Below are 22,286 nucleotides of genomic sequence, written 5' to 3'. Positions count from 1 at the left end.
GGCGGCGGATGTCTGAAACATCCCCCCGCCCCGCCTCCTTCTCCCCTCTAGCTAAAGCCAATCCGTCCGCGCGACCAGATCAGAATCGTCAGGCGATCAGCCGGTAGCCCACGCCCGGTTCGGTGGCGATCAGGCGGGGCTGGGCCGGGTCGGCCTCCAGCTTCTGGCGCAGTTGGCCGATGACCACGCGCAGGTACTGGGTGTCGTCGGCGTGGGCCTTGCCCCAGACGGCGGTCAGCAGGTCGCGGTGGCCGACCACCTTGCCCGCATTGCGCGCCAGATGGGCCAGGACGTCGTATTCCTTGGGCGTGACGCGCACGCCCTCGCCCGCGCGGGTGATCAGGCGGCGTTCCAGATCGATGACCACCTCTCCCGCCGTCAGCGGCCCTGTCGCCTCGGCGCGCGGCGCGGCCTGGCGCAGGTTGGCGCGGACGCGGGCCAGCAGTTCGCCGACGCCGAAGGGCTTTTCGACATAGTCGTCGGCCCCCAGGTCCAGAGCCGCGATCTTCTCGGCCTCCTTGTCGCGCGCCGACAGGATGATGATGGGCCCTGAATAGAATTCGCGGGCGCGGGCCAGCACGTCCTTGCCGTCCATGTCGGGCAGGCCGAGGTCCAGCACCACGGCGTCAGGGCTCCACAGGGCGATGCCGCGCAGGCCCTCCTGCCCGCTGTCGGCGCGGCGCGGCTCATAGCCGGCGGCGTCCAGCGCCGGCGAGAGGAAGCGATGGATCTGGGGCTCGTCGTCGATGACGAGAATCTGGGGGCGGACGGCGGCCATGCGGCGGACCTTAGAGCAGGCTCGGGTGGGTGACGACGGCCTTGGGCAGGCTGATCAGGATACGGGTTCCTTTCTTGGCGCCGTCGGGTCCGTCCATGATCGGGCTGGCGGCGGCGATGCGGCCGTTCATGGCCTCGACGAAGCCCTTGGCGATGGCCAGACCCAGCCCGGCGCCCTTGGTGCGGTCTGACGGCTCCTCCATGCGGCGGAACTTGTCGAAGACCCGTTCCAGTTCGGCGGTCGGGATGCCCTTGCCCTCGTCCTCGATGGAGATGACCACCGAGCCCCTGTCCTCATAGGCGGCCAGTTCGACCGTCGAGCCGTCGGGGCTGTAGACGATGGCGTTTTCCAGGATGTTGACCAGGGCCTGTTCCAGCAGCCCCTGATCGACCATGACCAGGCTGAGCTGAGCCGGGAAGTCGCGCGTCATCTTGCGCGCGCCCAGACGCCGCGCCACCCGCTTGCCCGCCGCGTTCAGCACGTCGCGCACGTCGACCCAGTCGGCGCGGATGTTCAGCCCGCCGCCCTCCAGCCGGGTCATGTCCAGCAGGTCGCCGACATAGCGGCTGAGGCGCTCGGCCTCCTCGCGGATCGACAGCAGCAGGTCGGCGCGGACCTCGGGCTTCAGCTTGTCGCCGAGATCAATCAGCGTGGTCGAGGCGCCCAGCACCGTAGACAGGGGCGTCCTCAAGTCATGGCTGACCGAGTTCATCAGCGCGCCCCGGAAACGGTCGGTGCGGCGCAGGGTCTCGGTCTCGACCGCCTGACCGGCCAGATCGGCGCGCTCGACCGCCACGGCGCCCTGATCCAGCAGGGCCAGAGCCAGCTTCTCCTCGTCCGAGCCGGGCGACAGGGCCGCCGCCTCGATCCCCGCCACACCCGCGCGGTCCCGCACGCCTTGCAGCGGACGGAAGGTCCAGCGCGCCTGCGGCAGGGTGCCGGTGCCGTGGCCCGCAGGTTCGCCCTTCTCCCAGGCCCAGCGCGCGGCGGCCATGGCCTCGGCGTCCAGCGGGGCCTTGGTCGGCGCGCCGGCGACCAGGGTCAGTTCGTCGTTGACGGGCAGAAGCACCACGGCCCCGGCCCCCGCCGCCGCCGCCGTCTGCTCGGCCAGGATGCGCGCGGCGGCGGTGCGGTCGCCCACGCCGGTCAGCCTCTGGCTGGCGGCCAGCAGGGCGGAAACCGCCGAGGCCCGGCGCTGCGCCGTCTTCGCCTGCTCTCGCACCCGTCCGGCCAGGAAGCCTGTCGTCAGGGCCACGGCCCAGAAGACGATCAGGGTCAGGAAATCGGTCGGCGAACCGATAGCGAAACTGTATTTCGGCTGAAGGAACAGAAAGTTGTAGGTCAGGAAGGCGACCGTCGCCGCCGCCAGGGCCGGACGCAGGCCATAGAGCACCCCCGCCGCCAGCACCGCCGACAGGTAGATGACCCCCAGATCGACGCGCTCGAACGTGCGGTCCAGCAGCAGGGCCAGGCCCGTCGCCGCCACCACGCAGGCGGCGCCGACCGCATAGCCGCGCCAGCCGCCGGCCAGACGCCGACGCGGCTCCCGCAGCGTCTTCTCCTCCAGATCGACCCCGTCGGTGATGACGTGGATGGCGACGCCGCGGGCCTGGCGCAGCAGTTCCGCCGCCAGCGACCGGCCCAGCCATTCCGACAGGCGGCTGTCGCGCCCCTTGGCCAGGACGATCTGGGTGACGTTGTTCTGATGGGCGTGATCCATGACGGCGCGCACCACGTCGTCGCCGCTCAGGACCACCGTCCGCCCGCCCAGTTGCTCGGCCAGCTTCAGCGCGTCCGACAGCTTGCCCGCCGAGCCCACGCCGTGCCGCGCGCCCGAGGGCCTGTCGACGTGGGTCACGGTCCAGGGCGCGTCCATCATCATGTCCGACAACCGTCGACCGGCGCGGACCAAGGGCGCGGCCATGGCGTCGCCGGCGATCAGCACCAGAATCCGCTCGCCCGCCGCCCACGGCCCCGGCACCCCCTGTTCACGCAGGCGGGCCACCAGTTGATCGTCCACCGTCTGGGCCGCGCGGCGCAGGGCCAGTTCGCGCAGGGCCGTCAGGTTCTCGACCTTGAAGAAGTTGTCCGAGGCCAGCCGCGCCGTCTCGGGCACATAGACCTTGCCCTCGGCCAGACGCTTGCGCAGTTCCTCCGGGGTGATGTCCACCAGTTCGATGTCGTCGGCGCGGGACAGGGCGCTGTCGGGCACGCTTTCACGTTGCCTGACGCCGGTGATGCGCAGCACCACGTCCGACAGGCTTTCCAGGTGCTGGACGTTCAGGGTGGTCCAGACGTCGATCCCGGCGTCCAGGATCTCCTCCACGTCCTGCCACCGCTTGGGATGGCGCGATCCGGGCGCGTTGGAGTGGGCGTATTCGTCGACCAGCACCAGGCCGGGGCGGCGCGCCACGGCGCCGTCGAGATCGAATTCCAGCAGGGTCCGGTCGCGATAGGCGATGGGGTTGCGGGCCATGACCTCCAGCCCGCGCAGCAGGCTCATGGTCTCCTTGCGGCCGTGGGTCTCGACCACGCCGACGACGACGTCGTCGCCTTCGGCTTTGCGACGCCGCGCCGCGCGCAGCATCTCATAGGTCTTGCCGACGCCGGGCGACATGCCCAGAAAAACCTTCAGCCGCCCACGCTTTCGCGGGGCGGCCGGGGTCTTGCTCGTCGGAAGGACGGGCGGCGCCATCAGCCCTCCGCAGGACGGGGGAAGCGGGCGTCCAGCGCCATGTTGGTCAGCAGCACATTGACGCGCGGCTGGCCCAGCACGCCGAAGGTTCGGCCTTCGACATGCTGTTCGATCACCTCGCGCACCTGCGCCTCCCCTACCCCGCGCGCGCTGGCGATGCGGGCGACTTGCAGCTCAGCGTAGGCCGGAGAGATATGCGGGTCGAGGCCCGAGGCCGAGGTGGTCACGGCGTCGGCGGGGATAACCGCCGTTCCAGTCTCGGCTCGAAGCGCATCGGCGTCCGTCTTGACCCGGGCGATCAGATCCGGGTTCAGCGGGCCGAGGTTGGCGCCGGAAGACGACGAGGCGTCATAGCCGTCGCCCGCCGCCGAAGGCCGGGGATGCAGATAGACCGGCTCCGCAAAGGTCTGGCCGATCAGAGCCGAGCCCACGACCTTGCCGGCCTTGTCCCGGACCAGGCTGCCGTCGGCCTGCGCCGAGAAGACCGTCTGAGCCACGCCCGTCACCGCGAACGGATAGGCGACGCCCAGAACGCCAGTGAACAGGGCGATCATCACGACCGCCGGACGGATGTGGTTCAGCATCAGAAGGTCGCCTTCACGCTGGCTGCGACACGACCGTCATAGGCGGCGCCGAAGTCGTGTTCGTCGGTGTCGAAATAGCGGACGTCCAGCGCCAGATGGTCGGTCAGCTGATAGCCCGCGCCCAGGTTCCAGGTCGTGTAGTCAAAGTCCGACGACACCCACTGGCGCCCCACCGCCGCCGAGATGGTCCACTTGTCGGCCGGGCTGATCGCGCCGTTGATCTCGGCATAGGTCGCCTCGTCCTCGGACGCGCCGAAGAAGTCCGGCGAGTAATAGATCGCCGCCCCCAGGGTGGCCGGGCCGACGGCGCGCGAGGTTGCGGCCTTCAGCTCGACATAGTCGTAGTCGGCCCCGTCCGGCTGACCGGCGTAGAAATAGCTGACCAGGCCGAAGTCCCAGTTGAAGCCGCCGAACTCGGGCCGGACGCCGGCGTAGAGGTCGATCTCGACGTCGGTGTCGGCGTCCCCGGCGAAGGAGACATTGCCGGCCCAGGCGCCGGCGTAGAACAGACCCTGGGTCACATCGACCCCGGCTGAAATCGCCGGATCGCCTTCGGTCTGGCTGACGCCCCGGAAGACATAGTCGGAGCCGACGGCGGCGTTGAAGGCGACCTCAGGGCCGGTCTTTCGCGGGGCCGCGTCCTGGGCCTTGGCGGGGGCGCTGCAGAGCCCCAGGGCGATGATGGCCACCAGGCAGGCGCCGCCGAACAAAGCGTCGTTGGAACCGGAAGCCTTGGAGGGATTACGTTTACGCATGAGAGTTTCCTTGACGTCTCAGGGCGGGCTTCAGGCCAGGCCGAGAGCGGAGATGACGATGTCGATGAGCTTGATGCCGACGAAGGGCGCGATCAGGCCGCCCAGGCCGTAGATCAGCAGGTTGCGGCCCAGCAGCTTGCCAGCCCCCACAGCGCGGTACTTCACCCCGCGCAGCGCCAGCGGGATCAGGGCGATGATGACCAGGGCGTTGAAGATGACCGCCGACAGGATGGCGCTTTCCGGGCTGGACAGCTTCATCACGTTCAGCGCCGCCAGCGACGGCAGGCCGACCACGAACATCGCCGGAATGATGGCGAAATACTTGGCCACGTCGTTGGCGATCGAGAAGGTGGTCAGGGCGCCGCGCGTGATCAGCAGTTGCTTGCCGACCTCGACGATCTCGATGACCTTGGTCGGGTCGCTGTCGAGATCGACCATGTTGCCGGCCTCGCGAGCGGCTTGGGCCCCGGTCTGCATGGCCACGCCGACGTCGGCTTGGGCTAGGGCCGGGGCGTCGTTGGCCCCGTCTCCGCACATGGCGACCATGCGTCCCTTGGCCTGTTCAGCCTTGATCAGGCGCATCTTGTCCTCGGGCGTCGCCTCGGCCAGGAAGTCGTCGACCCCGGCCTCGGACGCGATAGCCGCCGCCGTCACCGGGTTGTCGCCGGTGATCATGACGGTGCGCAGACCCATGCGGCGCAGATCGGCGAAGCGCGCCTTCACGCCCGGCTTGACCACGTCCTTCAAGTGAATGACGCCGACCAGGGCGTCGTTCTCGGTCACGGCCAGGGGCGTGCCGCCCGAGCGGGCGATGCGGTCCACGGCGGCGCGGAACTCGGCGGGTGCAGAGTTTTCGGCCATGCCCAGGGATTTCAGCACGGCGTCGACCGCCCCCTTGCGCCACGATTGACCGTCCGCTTCCAGACCCGACTGGCGGGTCACGGCGCTGAACGGGATGGTCCTGGCGCCGACAGGCAGGTCGCCCATCACGCCGGCGTTGCGGCCCAGCTCGACGATGGAGCGGCCTTCCGGCGTCTCGTCCGCCAGCGAAGCCATGACCGCCGCCCGCATCGCTGCATCGGGACGCACGCCCGGCACGGTGATGACCTCCGTGGCCATGCGGTTGCCGAAGGTGATGGTGCCGGTCTTGTCGAGCAGCAGGGTGTCGACGTCGCCTGCCGCCTCCACCGCACGGCCCGAGGTGGCCAGAACATTGACCTTCAGCAACCGGTCCATGCCGGCGATGCCGACCGCCGAAAGGAGGCCGCCAATTGTTGTCGGAATGAGCGTGATGAAAAGGGCGCCCAGGACGATGGGGTCCAGCTTGATCCCTGAATAGGCGCCGAGACCCAGCAGGCTGGCCACCGCGATCAGGAAGACCAGGGTCAGCCCGGCCAGCAGCACCGACAGCGCCAGCTCGTTCGGCGTCTTGCGACGGTCCGCGCCCTCGACCATGGCGATCATGCGGTCGAGGAAGGTCGCGCCGGGGGCCGAGGTGATGCGCACCTTGATCCAGTCCGAGACGACCGTGGTGCCGCCCGTGACGGCCGAGCGGTCGCCGCCGCTTTCCCGGATCACCGGGGCGCTTTCGCCGGTGATGGCGGCCTCGTTGACCGAGGCGACGCCTTCGATGATCTCGCCGTCCGACGGGATGACGTCGCCGGCCTCGACCAGGACGATGGAGCCGATCTCCAGCTCCCCCGCCGGGGTCGGGACCACCGTGCCGGTCTTCCGATCGACGATCAGCTTGGCCTTGGTAGTGACGCGGGTGGCCCTCAAGGAGTCCGCCGCCGCCTTGCCGCGCCCTTCGGCGATGCTTTCGGCGACGTTGGCGAACAGGACCGTGGCCCACAGCCACAGCGCCAGCTGGATGGCGAAGCCCGCCGCCTGGCCGCTGGCCGTCGCCACGACCGCCGAAGCGGTCGCCAGCAGGGCGACGATCCAGGTGGCGAAGATCACCGGGTTGTTGAGCAGTTTCGTCGGGTTCAGCTTGGCGACAGCGTCGCCGAGCGCCCGGCCGAGCATGGCCCCGGTCAGTCCGCCCGCAATAGACGGAGACCGAGGGCTCGACGGATCGAGCGTGACTTGGGTCATGGGATTATCCGATCAGAACCGGGCCACGACCTGGAGCATGTCGAAATGCTCCACGATCGGACCCAGCGAGAGGGCGGGGAAGAATTGCAGGCCGCCGAGGATCAGGATCACCCCGATCAACAGGCCGACGAACAGCGGGCCATGGGTCGGCAGGGTCCCGGTCGAGGGGGCCAGCTTGGGCTTGGCGACCAGGGCGCCGGCGACGGCCAGAACCGCGATGGCGGGCGCGAACCGGCCCAGCAGCATGGCCAGGCCCAGGGTGGTGTTCCACCAGGGGGCGTTGGCGGTCAGACCGGCAAAGGCCGAGCCGTTGTTCCCGGTCGCCGAGGTATAGGCATAGAGGACCTCGGACAGGCCGTGCGGCCCCTTGTTCAGAAGACCGGCCAGGGCTTCGGGCAGGACCGCAGCCACGGCCGAGAAGCCCAGCACCGACAGGGGCACGACCAGGACCGACAGCATGGCGAACTGGATCTCGCGCGCCTCGATCTTCTTGCCCAGGTATTCCGGCGTGCGACCGACCATCAGGCCCGCCACGAAGACCGCCAGCATGGCCATCAGAACCATGACGGCGATGCCCGAGCCGATCCCGCCGGGCAGGATCTCGCCCAGTTGCATCAGGAACATGGTCACAGCCCCGCCCAGCGGCATGTAGCTGGCGTGCATGGAGTTGACCGAGCCGTTCGAGGCGCCGGTCGTCTGGGCCGCCCAGGCGACCGAGGACGGCACGCCGAAGCGGACCTCCTTGCCCTCCATATTGCCGACCGATGTATCGACGCCGGCGGCGATGGCGGCCGGAGCCGGCTGCATTTCGATGACGTAGAGCGCCGAGGCGGCGCCGCCCAGCAGGATGATCGCCGCCACCACCAGGGCGCGCACGTCCCTCTTGGCCAGGACGCTGCGCCCAAAGGCGAAGAAGGCCGCCCAGCCCAGGACGTTGATGCTGACCGCCGTGATCAGATTGGTCAGCGGCGTCGGGTTCTCCAGCGGGTGGGCCGAGTTGACGTTGAACACCCCGCCGCCGTTGATGCCCAGTTGCTTGATCGCCAGCTGACTGGCGGTCGGAAACAGGCTGATCGTCTGCGATCCGCCTTCCAGCGTCGTCGCATGGGCCGAGGCCGCCAGCGACTGCACCACGCCCAGCCCGGCCAGAACCACGGCCACGATGAAGGCGATGGGCAGCAGGACATAGAGGCTGGTGCGCGTCAGGTCGGCCCAGAAGTTGCCGACGCCCTCGCCGCGATTGGCGATGAAGGCGCGGGCGAGCGCGGCGGCGATGGTCGCGCCGGTGGCCGCCGAGACGAAGTTCTGCACCGTCAGGCCGACCATCTGGGTGAAGGTCGACAGCGTCGTTTCGCCGCCATAGCTCTGCCAGTTGGTGTTGGTGACGAAGCTGACGGCCGTGTTGAAGGCCAGATGCGGGCTGACGCCGTCAAAGCCCTGCGGGTTCATCGGCAGGACGCCTTGCAGACGCAGAATGGCGTAGAGCAGGACAAAGCCCGCCAGGTTGAAGGCCAGCAGGGCGCCGGCATAGCCCAGCCAGCCCTGGCTGCGCGTCGGGTCCACCCCGGCGGCGCGATAAAAAAGGCCCTCGACGGGCTTGAGCACCGGGTCCAGCCAGGTGCGTTCGCCGTTCCAGACCCGCGACATATAGATCCCGATCGGCCAGCCGAGCATGACGGCGAGGCCGAGGGTCAGGGCGATTTCCGCCCAACCTTGAATATTCATCTTGAGGCGGCTCCGCTCAGAACCGCTCGGGGCGCAGCAAGGCCGCGACCATATAGGCGGCGATGACGAGGGCGCCGGCGCCCCACAGGACGTTCAGCACCATCGTCACAACCTCTTCAACGCAACAGCGAGGGCGGCGAAGGCCAGGAAGGCCCCGCCGCCAATCGCCAGAAAGATCACATCGGCCATGCCGAAGCCTCCAGCTCAGTTAGAGCCGGAAGAGACGCCTCAGGGGCGTAAGCGAGCTATGCGAAAAGTCGCCCCGGACATAAGGCGCGCATAAGGACGCCCGATGGAGCCGGCGATAGACCCTAGCGCCGCAACTCCAGGCCGAGGGCGTCGGCGATCGACGTCCACGGCACGTATTTGAAGTTCTGGTTTTCGCCGGGCAGGACGTTGCGGCCGTCCTGGGCGATCATGGCGCCGTGCTCAAAACCGGGGCCGAGGTTGCGGCTGGTGACGTCCAGGCCGTCGGTTTCGGACACGCCGTCAATGCCGCGCTGACCGTCGGCGACGACGATGAATGACCCCAGATAGGCCTGATCGCCCTCGCGCCGAAACACGGCGTAGCTGTCGTTGCCCTGGCTGGACGCCACCAGATAGCCGCGACCGTCGCCCAGATCATAGAGGCCGACGCCCTCCATATCGTCCTTCAGCGCAGGATTTTCGGTGATGCGGGCGACCATGATCATGGCCGATCCGCCGTCCGGTTCGGCCGACAGACGCCACAGGCCGACGTCTTCCTCGGCCACGAACAGCAGACCGCTGGCGTCGTCGGCGACACAGCCCTCGACCTGACTGGCGAAGGCGAAATCGCGCACGCGAACAGCGCGGACCTTGCCATTGCCGACGTCGATCAGTTCCCACTGACGCTTCTCGCCATTGGAGTCATTGATGAAAACGAAGGTCTTGCCGCTGCGGGCCGAGCGATACATGCACTGGCCGTAGGGATCGCCTTGGCCGGTCGGCTGGACGCCGTCGGCGACATTGACCAGCCGCCGCGCCTCGGTGTCGAGCCGATAGATGGCGACCGCCTTGTTGGTCCGATCGCTGGCCGTGACCAGAACCACCGACTGACCGCCGAGCATGAAGCCTTCGCGCAGGTCGACGTTGTTCATCCTGCCGTCTGGCAGATGCTGAATGACGCGACCCTGCATGTCGTAGAGGTTCAGCCCGGCCTTCTTGTCCGTGCCGATGATCAGGCTGTTGGCCGGGTTCTGAGGATCGGCCCAGATGGCCGGATCGTCAGCGGCGTCGCCGGGGCTGCCGACCGGCGCGGTTTCAGCCGCGGCAATAACGGCGGGGAAGCGCGGCGAGGCGACGGCGCGGGGATCCTGCGGGGCGCCAGCCGAAAGGTTCAGCGAACCCGTCAGCGCCGCGATCGACACCAGCTTGTAGTTGGCGCCCTCGGCTGCATCCTCGTCAGTGACCAGCAGCACGCCTGCAGGCAGGCTGCCGCCCAGCGGCGTGCCGACAGCATGCAAGGCGCCCGGCTCCTGGATCGCCGCGCCGCCCTGTCCTGTGAGGTTCACCGCGCCCACCCAGGCGTCGTCGTCAGCACGATCATAGACGAACAGCCGGCCGCTGGAGGCGTCGGTGGCGATCAGGTAGCGCGCGCCCTGGCCGCCGTCATAGAGGGCCAGAGATCCGCTCTCTTCGCTAATCCGGCCCAGACGCGCCGCATCGACCAGGGCCGGAGCCGCGTCGGCTTCCGGGTCGCCGTTGAAGCGCCAGACGCCGACCGCCTGCTGCGAGGCGTAAAGCTGGCCCGTCGCATCGTCGGCGACGCAATACTTGATCTTGGACGGCAGGGTGATCCGGCGCGCCGGGCGGGCGTCCACCTGGCCCTCGGCGTTGGCGTAGAGCAGCAGTTGTTCGATCTCGCCGCCGTCGCCCACCGCGAAAGCGTAGAGGCCGCCGTCGCTGGCGTTGCGCAGCAGGCAGACGTCCTCGACCGCAAAGCCCAGAGGCACGGACCGCGCCCCCACCTCGACCGGAGCGCCCTGACGCATGGCGAAGAAGCGCAGGCTGTTGTCCGTCTTGTCGGTCGAAACCAGCAAGGTCTCCGCCTGGCCCTTGATCGAGAAGCCGTAGCGAACATCCAGGCCGCCGGCCTCGCCCGCCGGAACCCCGTCCACACGCGCGCCCGTCAGATCAAGGACTTCCAGTCCGCCCAGACCTGCCGCCGAGACCAGACGATGGTGACGGGCGTCAGCATCCAGCACAATCACGCCGCTGCTCGCCTCGCCGGAGGCGGTCGTATCCCTCACTGCGGCCACTGCCGGGATTGCAGCGTCCTGGGCCGCCGCAATCCCGGCGCTCCCCACGAGCAGCGCCATGGCGCCGGCCCCCATAAGATAGTTCTTCAGCCGGTTGCTCACAGCCACTCCCCCGCATGCATCATCCGCACTTGTGCTGGACCCGCAGTAGGGCGGTTGTGCGAAAAATACGCGACGCTGACGTCCGGGTTGGCCAGTTGCGATCTCTCCATCATCGAGGACCGGCCCAAAAAGAACGCCGCCCCTCTGAAGGGACGGCGTCAGCTTCACAGGCTCGCAGGGCGTGGGCGCGGGTGTCGCCGCCGGCGCCGTGGCGAGTGGCGAACGGCTCAAGCTCGACGCGCCCGGCTGGTATGTCCAGCCGACCCTGATCGCCGACACGGACGCCGCATCGCGCATCAATGCGGAAGAAGTGTTCGGGCCCGTCGCCTCGACCATCCGGGTCAAGACCTACGAAGAGGCCCTCGCAGTCGCCGATGGTGTCGAGTTTGGTCTGTCGGCGGGTATAGTCACCCAGTCGCTGAAATACGCCCGCGACTTTCAGCGCCGCGCCAAGGCCGGGATGACCATGGTCAACCTGCCGACCGCCGGGGTCGATTATCACGTGCCCTTCGGCGGGACGAAGAAGTCCAGATACGGCGCCCGCGAACAGGGCTATGCGGCCGCGGACTTCTTCACCCGGATCAAGACCAGCTACAGCGCGGGTTAGCCGGCTGGCTGAACGTCAAGAAGCCCCGCTGGGACGCAGCGGGGCTTCTTGATATTTGGGTGCGGGAGCAGGATTTGAACCTGCGACCTTCAGGTTATGAGAACGATTTATACTGTTTTCGCATTTGTCGATTTCGCTTCTTATTGAACTACAAACCCCTACTACGCCTGACTTTCTGTTGACCGCACAGCCAATCTGAATCACCGTTCCTGCGATCTATTTCGCCCTGCTTTTCCGCCAAACGCTTCCGTCTTGCTTCCACGGATCGAACGGCTCGAACGGCGGCGATTCGCTAGGAAAGGACTTGGAGATGGCTGGCGAGAAGTTGAGCAAGCGCGTGGTGGATCGACTTGAGGTGCGCGCCAAAGACTACATCGTGTTCGATGGCGAGTTGCCGGGGTTCGGCGTCCGCGTGATGCCGAACGGCAAACGCTTCTATCTGATCCAGTATCGGCGGCATGGCCGCACCCGTCGCATGGCGCTCGGTCAGCACGGCGTGGTGACGGCCGAGATCGCGCGGCGGGAAGCCAACCGCATGTTAGGCGCCGTGCGCGGCGGCGGAGATGATCCGGCGACGCTGCGCGACATGGAGCGCCAGGCGGCGACCGTTCAGGAACTAGGTGCGCGGTTCTTGAAGGAGCACGTCGCTGTCCGTTGCAAGCCGACCACCGAGTACGAGTACAGACGCGCCGTTGAGTTCTTTATCAATCCGTTCTTCGGGAAGCAGCGGGTGCGGACAGTGACCTCGGCCGACGTAGCGGAGTTGCATGGGAAGTATGCGCACACGCCCTATCAATCGAACCGGGTGTTGGGCGTCCTCTCCAAGATGATGAACCTGGCCGAGGTCTGGGGCATGCGGGACAAGCGCACCAATCCATGCGACGACGTCAAGGCCTTCCCCGAACGCAAGCGCGAGCGCTTCCTCTCGCCCGAAGAGATCGAGCGCCTGGGCGCGGCCCTCCAAGAGGCCGAGCGCACAGGCGCGGAAAGCCGCTTCGCCGTCGCCGCCTTCAGGCTGCTGCTGCTCACCGGCTGCCGCCTGCGCGAAATCCAGACACTGAAGTGGAGCTACATCGACTTCAGGGCTGGCCGCTTCCGGCTGCCGGACAGCAAGACCGGGCCGAAGACCGTCTACTTGGGCGACGCCGTCGTCGAACTGCTGCGCAAGCTGCCTGAGGTTGACGGCAATCCCTACGTCATCGTCGGCAAGTTGGAAGGGAGTCACCTGACCGATCTTCAGCATCCGTGGCGGCGCATTCGTAAGACCGCCGACTTGGAGGATGTTCGTATCCACGACCTTCGCCACACCTATGCGTCGGACGGCGTCTTGGCGGGCGAAGGTTTGCCGATGATCGGCAAGCTATTGGGACACACGCAGGTTCAAACCACCGCCCGATATGCGCACTTGGCCGATCATCCAGTCAGAGAGGCGGCGACGCGGATCGCTGGACGGTTGGCTTTGGCGCTTGGGTGATTGTGGGCAGTGAGCGCAATGCACGGCTCGCTCACGTCGTAGATGCGCCAGAAACGGACTTCGGGAGCCCTCCCGAAAGGCGACATTCAGATTTGCTGGGAAGCTCCCTCCCGCGCCGATTGCCTGATGATCTGACCACGACGACGGTCGGCCGCTCGACGACGACGCCCGCCGCGAAGAGAGCGCCCGCATGCTGTCGGGCACAACGGTCACCAAGGAAGCCCGTGCGGCGGCGCGGTCGCTGATCGGTTAGGCCCGGTCCGCCTTGATGAAGTCCACGAAGGCGCGGAGCGGGGCTGGGACATGGCGGCGGCCGGGGTAGTAGAGGAACGGCCCCGAAAACTCTTGCCACCAGTCGGGCAGAACGGGTTCCAGGGCCCCGCTGTCCAGATGCGGCCGCAGCCAGTCCTCGAACAGGAAGACGACGCCGGTTCCGGCGAGGGCGGACTGGACAATCACCTCGACGGCGGCGCCCAGGTTGACGATCAGGGGGCCGGGCGGGTCGATCATGACGATCTCGCCGTCGCGCTCGAACTCCCACGGCAGGAGGGCGCCGCTGGAGGCCCGGCCACGCAGGCAGTCGTGCTGCAACAGGTCGCGGGGATGCTCGGGCCGACCCCGCTGCGCGAGGTAGACGGGCGCGGCGGCGGCGGCGAAGCGCTGGCGGCGCGGTCCGATGGGCACGGCGATCATGTCCTGGTCCAGCCGCTCTTCGTAGCGGATGCCCGCATCGCAACCAGCGGCCAGGACATCGACGAACCGTTCCTCGGCGACTAGTTCCAGCACGATGTCCGGATAGACCTTGAGGAATGCGGGGACGATGTGGGGCAGGACCATGACGGCCGCACTGACCGGTACGTTCAGCTTCAGCGTCCCCGCCGGGCGGTCGCTCAGGCCCTTCACCGTGTCCAGAGCGGCCTCGACCTCACCCAGCGCAGGGCCAAGGCGATCAAGTAGGCGGCGGCCGGCCTCGGTCGGGACCACGCTGCGGGTCGTGCGGTTCAAAAGGCGTACGCCTAACCGATCCTCCAGCCGCCGAACCGTCTCGCTCAGAGCTGAGGCGCTGAGCCCTGTAGCCCGGCCTGCTTGTCGAAAGCCACCCGCGCGCGCCACCGCGACGAAGGCGTTCAGGTCGCTGAGGTCCGCCGCCATTGTTCGTATTTCCGCACAGCCCGTCCTGATTGCCCCGGCTTATCGCACGAGAGACAGAGGCGCACATAGGCTTCATCAAACGAGGAGATCCACAATGACCACACTCGACAAAGCCGGAACCTTCACCCTGGGCGATCGCACGGTCCACCGCTTGGGCTATGGCGCGATGCAGTTGGCGGGACCCGGCGTGCTAGGTCCGCCGCGCGACCGCGAGGGCGCCGTCGCCGTGCTGCGCGCCGCGGTCGAGGCCGGGGTCAATCACATCGACACCAGCGACTTCTATGGCCCTCACCTAACCAACAAGATAATCCGTGAGGCTCTGCACCCCTATGCCGACGACCTGACGATCGTGACCAAGATCGGCGCGCGTCGGGATGGGACGGGGGCGTGGCTTCCGGCCATGTCGGCCGCGGAGTTGACGAGCGCCGTACACGACAACCTGCGCAATCTTGGCCTGGAGGCGATGGACGTCGTCAACCTGCGCATCATGGGATCGGGTGACGGGCATGGGCCTAGCGCGGGATCGATCGCCGAACCCCTGGCGACCCTAGTCGATCTGCAGAAAAAGGGGCTGGTTCGCCACATCGGCCTCAGCACCGTGACCCCGACCCAGGTCGCCGAGGCGCGGGGCATGGCCGAGATCGTCTGCGTGCAAAACCTCTACAACCTCGCCCACCGCGAGGATGACGCGATGGTGTCCGATCTGGCCCAAGCCGGCATCGCCTATGTACCCTATTTCCCGCTGGGCGGTTTCACGCCGCTGCAATCCGACGCCCTGTCGGAAGTCGCGGCCGCACTGGAGGCGACGCCGATGCAGGTGGCCCTCGCCTGGCTGCTGCAACGCTCGCCCAACCTGTTGCTGATCCCCGGCACCTCGTCGGTCGGACACCTGAAGGAAAACCTGAAGGCGGCCGATCTTGTGCTGCCGGCGGAGGCCGTGGCGCGGCTGGATCGGATCGGCGCGGGCTAACCCTTCGCAAAGGGCGAGGGGGACAAGACAGTCTCTTTGGGTGCCGTAAGCGGACATTTCTGAAGTCCGCGATGAGTCAAAGAACGTCCTTTGCCATCCAGTGGCGTCGGTGATTTAGCAGGCAAGGCGCGAGCAGGGATCGGTTAGCCCCTGCCCAGCGTCAGACGTCACCGGGCGGCGCAGCGAGAACTATCCGCGCCAAGGCTTCCGCCAGATAGGCCTGAGCCACGGTGCGCTCAATGCCGAGTTGTGGGCCGATCTGGTCAAAGGACAGCCCTGCCATCCGATGCAGTAGGAACACGTCCCGCAGATCGGCCGGCAGTTGTAGGATCGCCTTGGCTAGGGCGCGCTGCTGATCAGCGGCAGCCGAGCGCCTTAGAATGCGTCGTGGTGAGGCCTTCTGGCGGTTCATGTCTCTGCCTGCCCATTGTCGTCCATTGCGGCCGCAACAGCCGATAGGAGGCCGCTGATCACTTTGTCTGCGGCTTCCGGCGTCATCAAGAGCACGGGCTTGCCCTGCCCAAAGGACAACGCCCCGGAAGCATAAAGCGGGCTCAGGGCGGCGACCAGTTGAGGAAGTCCGTCCGGCAGATGGTGCAGGCCTGCCATACGAGCGCATCTCATCGCCTTGTGTAGATCATGTCGCAGATGAATGCGGTTCCAGTCATCCGTGATCCCGCACTGGAGAAGATAGGCCTTCAGAGCCAGCTCAATGGCGATAGCCAGATAGTAGGCGCGGAACCGGTCGATCTCCGAGTTTCCGGCTTGCGCTATTTCCCTGAAAGCCCGGGCGTTCCCCGCAAGCACCTGGGCCAAACGTCTATCGGGGCGCCGACGAGCGCGGGTCACGACGTATGCTTCAGGCGTGAGAGGTCGCGGGCAGCGCGGACGATCAGCCGATGCACGATGCGATTTTCCTCCGGCGCCAGCAGGCGTTCGGCGACCTGGAGATTCGCAATGACACCCTCGACATCCCGAGCCGGTGTCTTGGGCAGGAAGCGCAACCAGCGACGCAAGCGGCGGTCTATCAGCCGTAGACGAGTGCTGAGGTCAGTAAGTCCGCTGGCCCGTTCCGCCTCGTCGCGATCCGTGTCTGACTTGGCAAACCAACCCGGCTCGCGCTCAAGGCGCGCCAAGGCCACCGCCCAAGTGTCTAGCTGTCGGACGTAGGCGTCGTTGAGCGCCAGCCATTGCTGATGCCAGGATGGAACCTGATCGGCAGGCATGCGGGGTCCTCCCGTGAAGACGGCACGGCAAGCGAGCGGCGGCCGCCCGCTAGTATTTCAGCACGATGTACGCGAAGATGATCACACCGACCCGACATTGTCAATACGGTGTATTCACATAGGAGCACACCGTGCCGACTATCACGCCTCTTCAGGTCAAACTGGCGCGCACCGCTGTAGGGCTGGGCGTAAGAGAACTGGCACAGGAAGCTGGGGTTGCGCCCTCAACGATCCAGAGGTTCGAGTCCGGACGCGGCGACATGCAATCTCGCACTCTGGATAAAGTGCAGCAGGCCCTCGAAGAATCCGGCGTGATCTTCATACCCGCAGACGCCTCAGGCGGGCCTGGCGTTCGGATGAAAGACTGACCTCACCAAGGTCGCTATGCGGACCCTCACCGGGCCGCGAGAGGACTGTCAGGGGTGAGCGCGGCACGCGCTCATCGCCCCGCGACGGCGCAGCCGCCCTTGACCCGCCGATAGTGGTCCGGCCCCCTCAAAAGGCCTGCGAGATGCAAAAAAGGTATGATTTGTTGCGGCAATTCAATGGGCTGTCGAAAATGGCAAGTTATGCGTCCAAAACGCACCTTGTCGTATCCGATTGAAATAAGCCGAAGAATCGTCGCCCCACCCCCGCCGAACCTTGCGGCTTTTATCCTGCCCTCCCAGTAACTCACTCGAAACTCCAGAGAAGCCTGCTGGGCGAAACGAGGGACACGCTGCCTGATGTGATCGACCGGTGGGGCCGAACTGACAACGTCACCATGTGGCGTTCGATCGCTCGCGGACTTGGACTTGCTCAGAGCCACGGCAAATTCGTGCGCTGGGAAGCCGTGACCTACTCGAGAAAATTATGGGAGCCCTTGCTCAGGACGACCGGCCCCTCGGCGAACGACTTCCAGAACTTGCCGAGGGACTTCGAGCGGCCGAGATGCGAGGCCGGGAACGGTCGGAGGCTAAGCGGCGGGAGGCGGAACGGCGCCGGGAGGAGGCCTTGGTCGAGCTCCGACGATGGGCGTCTGATTCTCTACGTGACAGCTTTCCACCAACCTTGATGGTTTCTGCTAAGCGCGCCGCGCCGCAACCGGCAACCGATTTCAAAGCCTTAGCAGCACCCGTCCCACGCCCTCCCGCAATCCGGGTGCAGAAAGACCTCAGCCCTGAACGCAGGCTGATGAGCTCGAGGGCGGATCATGCCGCGCGCGTTTTTGATACCCAAGCCCCCACACCCAGTTGGCGTAACATCTCGTTGCCCTGCTCGGACGCCCGAAATAGTCTTCAGGCGAACGCCTCGAACAGTCCCGCCGCCCCCATCCCGCCGCCGACGCACATCGTCACGATGGCGTAGCGAGCGCCTCGTCGGCGGGCCTCAAGCAAGACATGCCCCACCATCCGCGCCCCGGACATGCCATAAGGGTGGCCGATCGAGATGGCCCCGCCATTGACGTTCAGCCGCTCGTCAGGGATTTCCAGAACATCGCGGCAGTGCAGAACCTGAACGGCGAAAGCCTCGTTCAGCTCCCACAGACCGATGTCTTCCACCCGCAGCCCGAACCGTTCCAACAGGCGCGGCACGGCGCGAACGGGGCCTATGCCCATTTCATCGGGGGCCACGCCGGCGACGGCCATGCCGACGTAGCGACCAAGCGGCTGCAGACCTCGTCGCTCGGCCTCCGCTCCCTCCATAAGGACACAGGCCGAGGCGCCGTCCGACAACTGGCTGGCGTTGCCTGCCGTCACGATCCCGCCAAGCGTCACCGGGCGGAGACCGGCCAAGCCCTCAAGCGTGGTGTCGGCCCGCGCGCCCTCATCGCGTTCAAGCACCAGGTCGCGCCAGGACACCGCGCCCGATAGCTTGTCGGTCACCTTCATCCGGGCGCCCATTGGCGCGATCTCTTCGTCGAACCGCCCTGCCGCAATAGCCGCCGCCGTTCGCTGCTGCGACTGAAGGGCGTAGGCGTCGCAGGCTTCGCGTGAAATCCCGTAGCGTTCGCCCACCACCTCTGCCGTCCGCAGCATGGGCATGTAGGCGTCGGGCGCATGCTGCAAGACAAGGGGGTCGGGGTCGGCGCGGAACCCCTCGTCCTGCACCATCGAGATGGATTCGACGCCGCCGGCGACGACCATCTGCATGCGATCGACGATGATCTGCTTGGCCGCCGTGGCTATAGCCATGAGGCCCGACGAGCACTGCCGGTCCAGCGTCATGCCCGACACGGTGACGGGCAGACCGGCGGCCAGGGCCGCCGTGCGTCCAATGGTGTGCTGGACCCCCTGCGGCATGGCGGCGCCGATCAGGCAGTCGTCGATCTCGGCCGGATCAATTCCTGCACGCGTGACGGCATGGGTCAGGGCATGCGCCGCCAGGGTCGGCGAGGGCGTCGCATTGAATGCGCCCCGATAGGCCCGGCCGATCGGGGTGCGCGCGGTCGAGACGATGAGGGCTTCACGCATCGTGAGGTCTCCTTTGACGGGAAGGCCCCGTCACTGGGCGGTTGAGCTTGGCGAATGAGACCCGACGTCAGGCAGCCGCAGCTGTAGCGCGGCCGGGGTGATTGATTTCGTGCTGGTACTGGGCGGAGCCGGAGGCCGGCGTCACCTCGCCGGCCCGGTCGGACACCTGCGGCCAGCAGCGCTGCAGTTGATCCGCAGCGTCAGCCGCCTCGCCAATGTAGATCCCCTGAGTCATGGTGATGTGCGCCTGTTCGAAACCGCCCGACCCAGCCAACAGAACCATTCGCGTCGGCGCGTTTTCCGCAACAAGGGCGACCACGCCTGGGCTGACCAGATCGGTCGAAAGCCCCTTGAGCGCCGCCTCGGAATAGAGGCCTTCGGTCATCTGGGTGGCGGCGCTGGGCGCAAGGCAATTCACCCGGATGCCCGACTTCTCGCCCTCGAGAGCCAGGGTCTGCATCAGGCCGACCAGGGCCATCTTGGCCGCAGCATAGTTGGACTGGCCGAAATTGCCGTAGAGACCCGACGAGGACGTCGTGAACACGATCCGCCCGTACCCCCGCTCGCGCATATGCGGCCATGCGGCCTTGGTGACATTGACCGAGCCCATGAGATGGACGTCGATCACGGCGGCGAAGTCGTCCAGGTCCATCTTGGCGAACGTCCTGTCGCGCAGGATCCCGGCGTTGTTCACGACAATATCGACCGATCCCCAGCGCGCCACGGCCTCGGCCACCATAGCCTCCACGGCCGGTCGATCCGTAACGCTGCACGGGCAGGCCACAGCCTCGCCGCCCGCCTCGCGAATCTCCATGGCCACCGCCTCCGCGCCGCCCGCCGACATGTCGTTGACCACCACGCGGGCGCCGTATCGCGCCAACGCCAGGGCGTGCGAACGACCCAGGCCTCCGCCCGCCCCCGTCACAATCGCCGTGCGGCCTGTCAGATCAATCATCATCGTCCTCTCCGGGTCCTGGCGGGCAGGCCCGCGACCGGCAGGTGACGACAAACTAGCCCAAACGTCAATATTCACCCGCCGACTAGTGAATGTTGACAAGGCGCGCTTTGAATGAAAGCTTGCCCTCATGGCGTCGTCAGAACGCCGAGGAAACCGGAGGGAATGCCCATGGCCGACAGGCTCTGGATAACGACATCTGTCGCCGCGCTGCTATGGGCCGGGGCGGCCCAGGCCCAGGACGTGCCCAATGGCCCGACGCCGCAGGCTGACGACAGCCCGGTTACGGTGGAAGAGGTCGTCGTGACGGCCGAACGACGCACCAGCAACCTGCAGACGACCGCCGTCGCCGCCACGGTTCTTTCCGGCGAAAGCCTGAGCGACCGGGGCGTCTTCTCCCTGGAGCAGCTGCAGTTCGTGGCCCCTTCCACCACCGTCCAGAACTTCGGCCAGGGCAATTATTTCAACGTCCGCGGCATCGGAAAGTCTGAGCCCACCACCGCCATCGGGGTGGGCGTCACCACCTATCGCGACGGCGTCCCGGTCTTCCCGGGCTATTTCCAGACCGAACCCTATTACGACATCGGCAGCGTCGAGCTTCTCCGCGGGCCGCAGGGCACCTTCGCCGGCACCAACGCCACAGGCGGCGCCGTCTTCATCACCTCGCGCAATCCCGACTTCTCGGGCGTGAACGGCTATGTGATGGGCCAGGTCGGCAACTACGACAATCTGAAATTCCAGGGCGCCGTCAACCTGCCGATCAGCGACACCCTCGCCGCCCGCTTCGCCGTGAACAGCGAACAGCGCAGCAGCTTCCATGACATCACGGGCCCCTATAAAGGCAGCCCCGGCGACGTGGACATGAACAGCGTCCGCGCCAGCTTCCTCTGGACCCCGACGACGGCCCTGCGGGTCCTGCTCAAGGCCGACTATAACAAGCTGGACTTTGGCGGCTATCCGGCCGATCCGGCCTTGTCGACCAATGATCCGTTCAAGATCACCGCCAACGGCCCCCACTCCGGCCTGGACGAGACGGCGCGGGTTTCGCTGAACGTCAGCTACGTCTTCGACAACGGCGTCACCCTTCGCTCGATCACCGGCTATCAGGACGGGATCAGCGAGTTCTCGACCGACCTGGACGGGACCAGCGCACTGAACAACACCTTCTATGACCGCGTCGAAGAGGACGTATGGTCCCAGGAGATCAACCTCGTCTCGCCCGACAACCAGCGCCTGACCTGGCTGCTGGGCGCCTTCTGGCAGCAGGACGACGTCACCTTCCCGGTCACCACCTTCCCCCAAGGCGCCTATCACGTCGGCTTCCCGGAAGGCGTGCTCGACTATTACATCTTCGGTGAGACTCCGAAGGAGACCAAGGCCGTCTTCGGCCAGGTCAGTTATGACATCTCGGACCGGTTGCAGATTCAGCTGGGCGCCCGCTGGTCTGAAAGCACCTCGCGCAACGAAAACGTCTACACGACCTATCCTGCGCTAGGGCTGCAGTTGCTCCAGAACGACGAGGTCACGGCCGAAAAGACCACGGGCAAGCTGAGCATCAACTACAAGATCGACGACAACAACTTCGTCTACGGCTTCGTGGCGAACGGCTTCAAGATGGGCGGGCTCAACGCGCCGAACTTCTATGCGCCGGCAAGTTCATTCGGGCCGGAAGACGTTGTCGACTACGAAATGGGCTGGAAGTCGACCCTGTTCGACGGTCGGGTTCGCACCCAGCTGGGTGCCTACTACATGACCTATGAGGGCTTCCAAGTCGTCGTCGGCGATCCGGCCGTTCCCCTGTTCAGTTCGATCGTCAACGTCTCGGACGAAACCGTCCTGATGGGCCTCGAAGCCTCGGCCCAGGTCCGCCTGAACGCCTGGACCGTAGATGTCGGCGCGGCCGTCTCCCGCTCTGAGCTGGGCGAGTTCTACGCCGCCGACCCCCGTGTCGCGCGCAGCGGCGCGTGCGACGCCACGACGGGTCCCGAGACAGCCAACTGCCTGAATCTTGATGGAAACACCCAGGGATACGCCCCAGAGCTGACCTTCAATATCGGCATACAGTACGACTTCGCCCTGCCCAACGGCGCGACGCTGTCCCCCCGCATCGACTACGCCCACATTGGCGAGGCCTGGACGAGCATCTTCAACAATGCAGCCCTGGGCGACCGACTGGAGGCCCGCAATCTGGTCAACCTGCTGCTGAGCTACAGGACCGGCGACTGGACCCTTGCAGCCTATGCGCAGAACGCGACGGACCAGACCTATATCGCCGCGATCAACTCTGGTCTTCGCTACGCGGGTCCGCCGCGGCAGTTCGGCGTGAACCTGACCAAGACCTTCTAGAAACCTGGCGGGGGGGGGGGGGGGCCGGCCCCCCCCCCCCCCCCCCCCCCCCCCGGGATAAAGTGTGAGTAGGAAAACACACCAGAACCGG

Annotated in this window: 18 protein-coding genes and 1 pseudogene; 5 read left to right on the top strand and 14 right to left on the bottom strand. The window is 66.6% G+C overall.

The genetic code is table 11. The features are described 5' to 3' along the window. Positions 1 to 88 precede the first annotated feature (88 nt). From ACOZBP_RS16910 to ACOZBP_RS16875, 8 genes are all read right to left on the bottom strand, one after another. The gene (locus ACOZBP_RS16910) at positions 89 to 778 is read right to left on the bottom strand and encodes a response regulator (protein ID WP_422677490.1); all 690 of its coding nucleotides are present in this window, start codon (positions 776 to 778) and stop codon (positions 89 to 91) included. A gap of 10 nt (positions 779 to 788) precedes the next feature. After that, positions 789 to 3,473: a DUF4118 domain-containing protein gene (locus tag ACOZBP_RS16905; RefSeq protein WP_422677489.1), complete on the bottom strand. Its 2,685-nt coding sequence runs from the start codon at positions 3,471 to 3,473 to the stop codon at positions 789 to 791. Then, the gene (gene kdpC, locus ACOZBP_RS16900; protein WP_422677488.1) at positions 3,473 to 4,057 is read right to left on the bottom strand and encodes a potassium-transporting ATPase subunit KdpC; all 585 of its coding nucleotides are present in this window, start codon (positions 4,055 to 4,057) and stop codon (positions 3,473 to 3,475) included. The genes ACOZBP_RS16905 and kdpC overlap by 1 nt, the downstream gene beginning before the upstream one ends. Beyond that, positions 4,057 to 4,812, bottom strand: coding sequence for a TorF family putative porin (locus ACOZBP_RS16895; protein ID WP_422677487.1), 756 nt, complete (start codon positions 4,810 to 4,812; stop codon positions 4,057 to 4,059). The genes kdpC and ACOZBP_RS16895 overlap by 1 nt, the downstream gene beginning before the upstream one ends. A 30-nt stretch (positions 4,813 to 4,842) precedes the next feature. Next, complete coding sequence (kdpB, locus tag ACOZBP_RS16890; RefSeq protein ID WP_422677486.1) at positions 4,843 to 6,906, bottom strand: potassium-transporting ATPase subunit KdpB; 2,064 nt, start codon at positions 6,904 to 6,906, stop codon at positions 4,843 to 4,845. A 12-nt stretch (positions 6,907 to 6,918) separates the two neighbouring features. Continuing rightward, the gene (gene kdpA / locus ACOZBP_RS16885) at positions 6,919 to 8,631 is read right to left on the bottom strand and encodes a potassium-transporting ATPase subunit KdpA (RefSeq protein ID WP_422677485.1); all 1,713 of its coding nucleotides are present in this window, start codon (positions 8,629 to 8,631) and stop codon (positions 6,919 to 6,921) included. Between the two features lie 16 nt (positions 8,632 to 8,647). After that, entirely contained in the window at positions 8,648 to 8,734 is an 87-nt protein-coding gene (locus tag ACOZBP_RS16880; RefSeq protein ID WP_114816871.1) for a potassium-transporting ATPase subunit F, read from the bottom strand. A gap of 208 nt (positions 8,735 to 8,942) precedes the next feature. After that, positions 8,943 to 11,012: a phytase gene (locus ACOZBP_RS16875; protein WP_422677484.1), complete on the bottom strand. Its 2,070-nt coding sequence runs from the start codon at positions 11,010 to 11,012 to the stop codon at positions 8,943 to 8,945. Positions 11,013 to 11,226: 214 nt separating this feature from the next. Between ACOZBP_RS16875 and ACOZBP_RS16870 the strand changes: the two are divergent. Both ACOZBP_RS16870 and ACOZBP_RS16865 read left to right on the top strand, forming a co-directional pair. Further along, positions 11,227 to 11,619: pseudogene (locus tag ACOZBP_RS16870) on the top strand (aldehyde dehydrogenase family protein); the annotation flags it as partial. A 310-nt stretch (positions 11,620 to 11,929) separates the two neighbouring features. Further along, on the top strand, positions 11,930 to 13,093 hold the full coding sequence (locus ACOZBP_RS16865) for a tyrosine-type recombinase/integrase (protein WP_422677483.1): 1,164 nt from the start codon (positions 11,930 to 11,932) through the stop codon (positions 13,091 to 13,093). Positions 13,094 to 13,342: 249 nt separating this feature from the next. Here the strand turns inward: ACOZBP_RS16865 and ACOZBP_RS16860 are convergent, their stop codons facing one another. Continuing rightward, on the bottom strand, positions 13,343 to 14,245 hold the full coding sequence (locus tag ACOZBP_RS16860; RefSeq protein ID WP_422677482.1) for a LysR family transcriptional regulator: 903 nt from the start codon (positions 14,243 to 14,245) through the stop codon (positions 13,343 to 13,345). Between the two features lie 94 nt (positions 14,246 to 14,339). Here ACOZBP_RS16860 and ACOZBP_RS16855 point away from each other — a divergent pair, with 94 nt between their 5' ends. Further along, complete coding sequence (locus ACOZBP_RS16855) at positions 14,340 to 15,215, top strand: aldo/keto reductase family oxidoreductase (RefSeq protein ID WP_422677481.1); 876 nt, start codon at positions 14,340 to 14,342, stop codon at positions 15,213 to 15,215. A 160-nt stretch (positions 15,216 to 15,375) separates the two neighbouring features. Here the strand turns inward: ACOZBP_RS16855 and ACOZBP_RS16850 are convergent, their stop codons facing one another. Genes ACOZBP_RS16850 through ACOZBP_RS16840 form a run of 3 tightly spaced genes read right to left on the bottom strand, consistent with a single transcriptional unit; the run spans position 15,376 to position 16,441 of the window. Continuing rightward, complete coding sequence (locus tag ACOZBP_RS16850; RefSeq protein WP_422677480.1) at positions 15,376 to 15,627, bottom strand: sigma factor-like helix-turn-helix DNA-binding protein; 252 nt, start codon at positions 15,625 to 15,627, stop codon at positions 15,376 to 15,378. Continuing rightward, positions 15,624 to 16,031: a hypothetical protein gene (locus ACOZBP_RS16845; protein WP_422677479.1), complete on the bottom strand. Its 408-nt coding sequence runs from the start codon at positions 16,029 to 16,031 to the stop codon at positions 15,624 to 15,626. The genes ACOZBP_RS16850 and ACOZBP_RS16845 overlap by 4 nt, the downstream gene beginning before the upstream one ends. A 29-nt stretch (positions 16,032 to 16,060) precedes the next feature. After that, a complete protein-coding gene (locus tag ACOZBP_RS16840; protein ID WP_422677478.1) occupies positions 16,061 to 16,441 on the bottom strand; it encodes a hypothetical protein in 381 nt (126 codons plus the stop codon). Between the two features lie 131 nt (positions 16,442 to 16,572). Here ACOZBP_RS16840 and ACOZBP_RS16835 point away from each other — a divergent pair, with 131 nt between their 5' ends. Further along, on the top strand, positions 16,573 to 16,809 hold the full coding sequence (locus tag ACOZBP_RS16835; protein ID WP_422677477.1) for a helix-turn-helix domain-containing protein: 237 nt from the start codon (positions 16,573 to 16,575) through the stop codon (positions 16,807 to 16,809). 909 nt (positions 16,810 to 17,718) lie between these two features. Here the strand turns inward: ACOZBP_RS16835 and ACOZBP_RS16830 are convergent. Beyond that, complete coding sequence (locus ACOZBP_RS16830; RefSeq protein WP_422677476.1) at positions 17,719 to 18,894, bottom strand: acetyl-CoA C-acyltransferase; 1,176 nt, start codon at positions 18,892 to 18,894, stop codon at positions 17,719 to 17,721. A 67-nt stretch (positions 18,895 to 18,961) separates the two neighbouring features. Next, complete coding sequence (locus ACOZBP_RS16825; protein ID WP_422677475.1) at positions 18,962 to 19,852, bottom strand: SDR family NAD(P)-dependent oxidoreductase; 891 nt, start codon at positions 19,850 to 19,852, stop codon at positions 18,962 to 18,964. Between the two features lie 168 nt (positions 19,853 to 20,020). Between ACOZBP_RS16825 and ACOZBP_RS16820 the strand changes: the two genes are divergently transcribed. Next, positions 20,021 to 22,195, top strand: coding sequence for a TonB-dependent receptor (locus ACOZBP_RS16820; protein ID WP_422677474.1), 2,175 nt, complete (start codon positions 20,021 to 20,023; stop codon positions 22,193 to 22,195). Positions 22,196 to 22,286: the final 91 nt, after the last annotated feature.

It is taken from the genome of Brevundimonas sp. NPDC058933, from assembly GCF_049315965.1.
GTDB lineage: Bacteria > Pseudomonadota > Alphaproteobacteria > Caulobacterales > Caulobacteraceae > Brevundimonas.
Note: the sequence above shows the minus strand (reverse complement) of the source record. Positions and strands in the feature narration are given on the sequence as shown.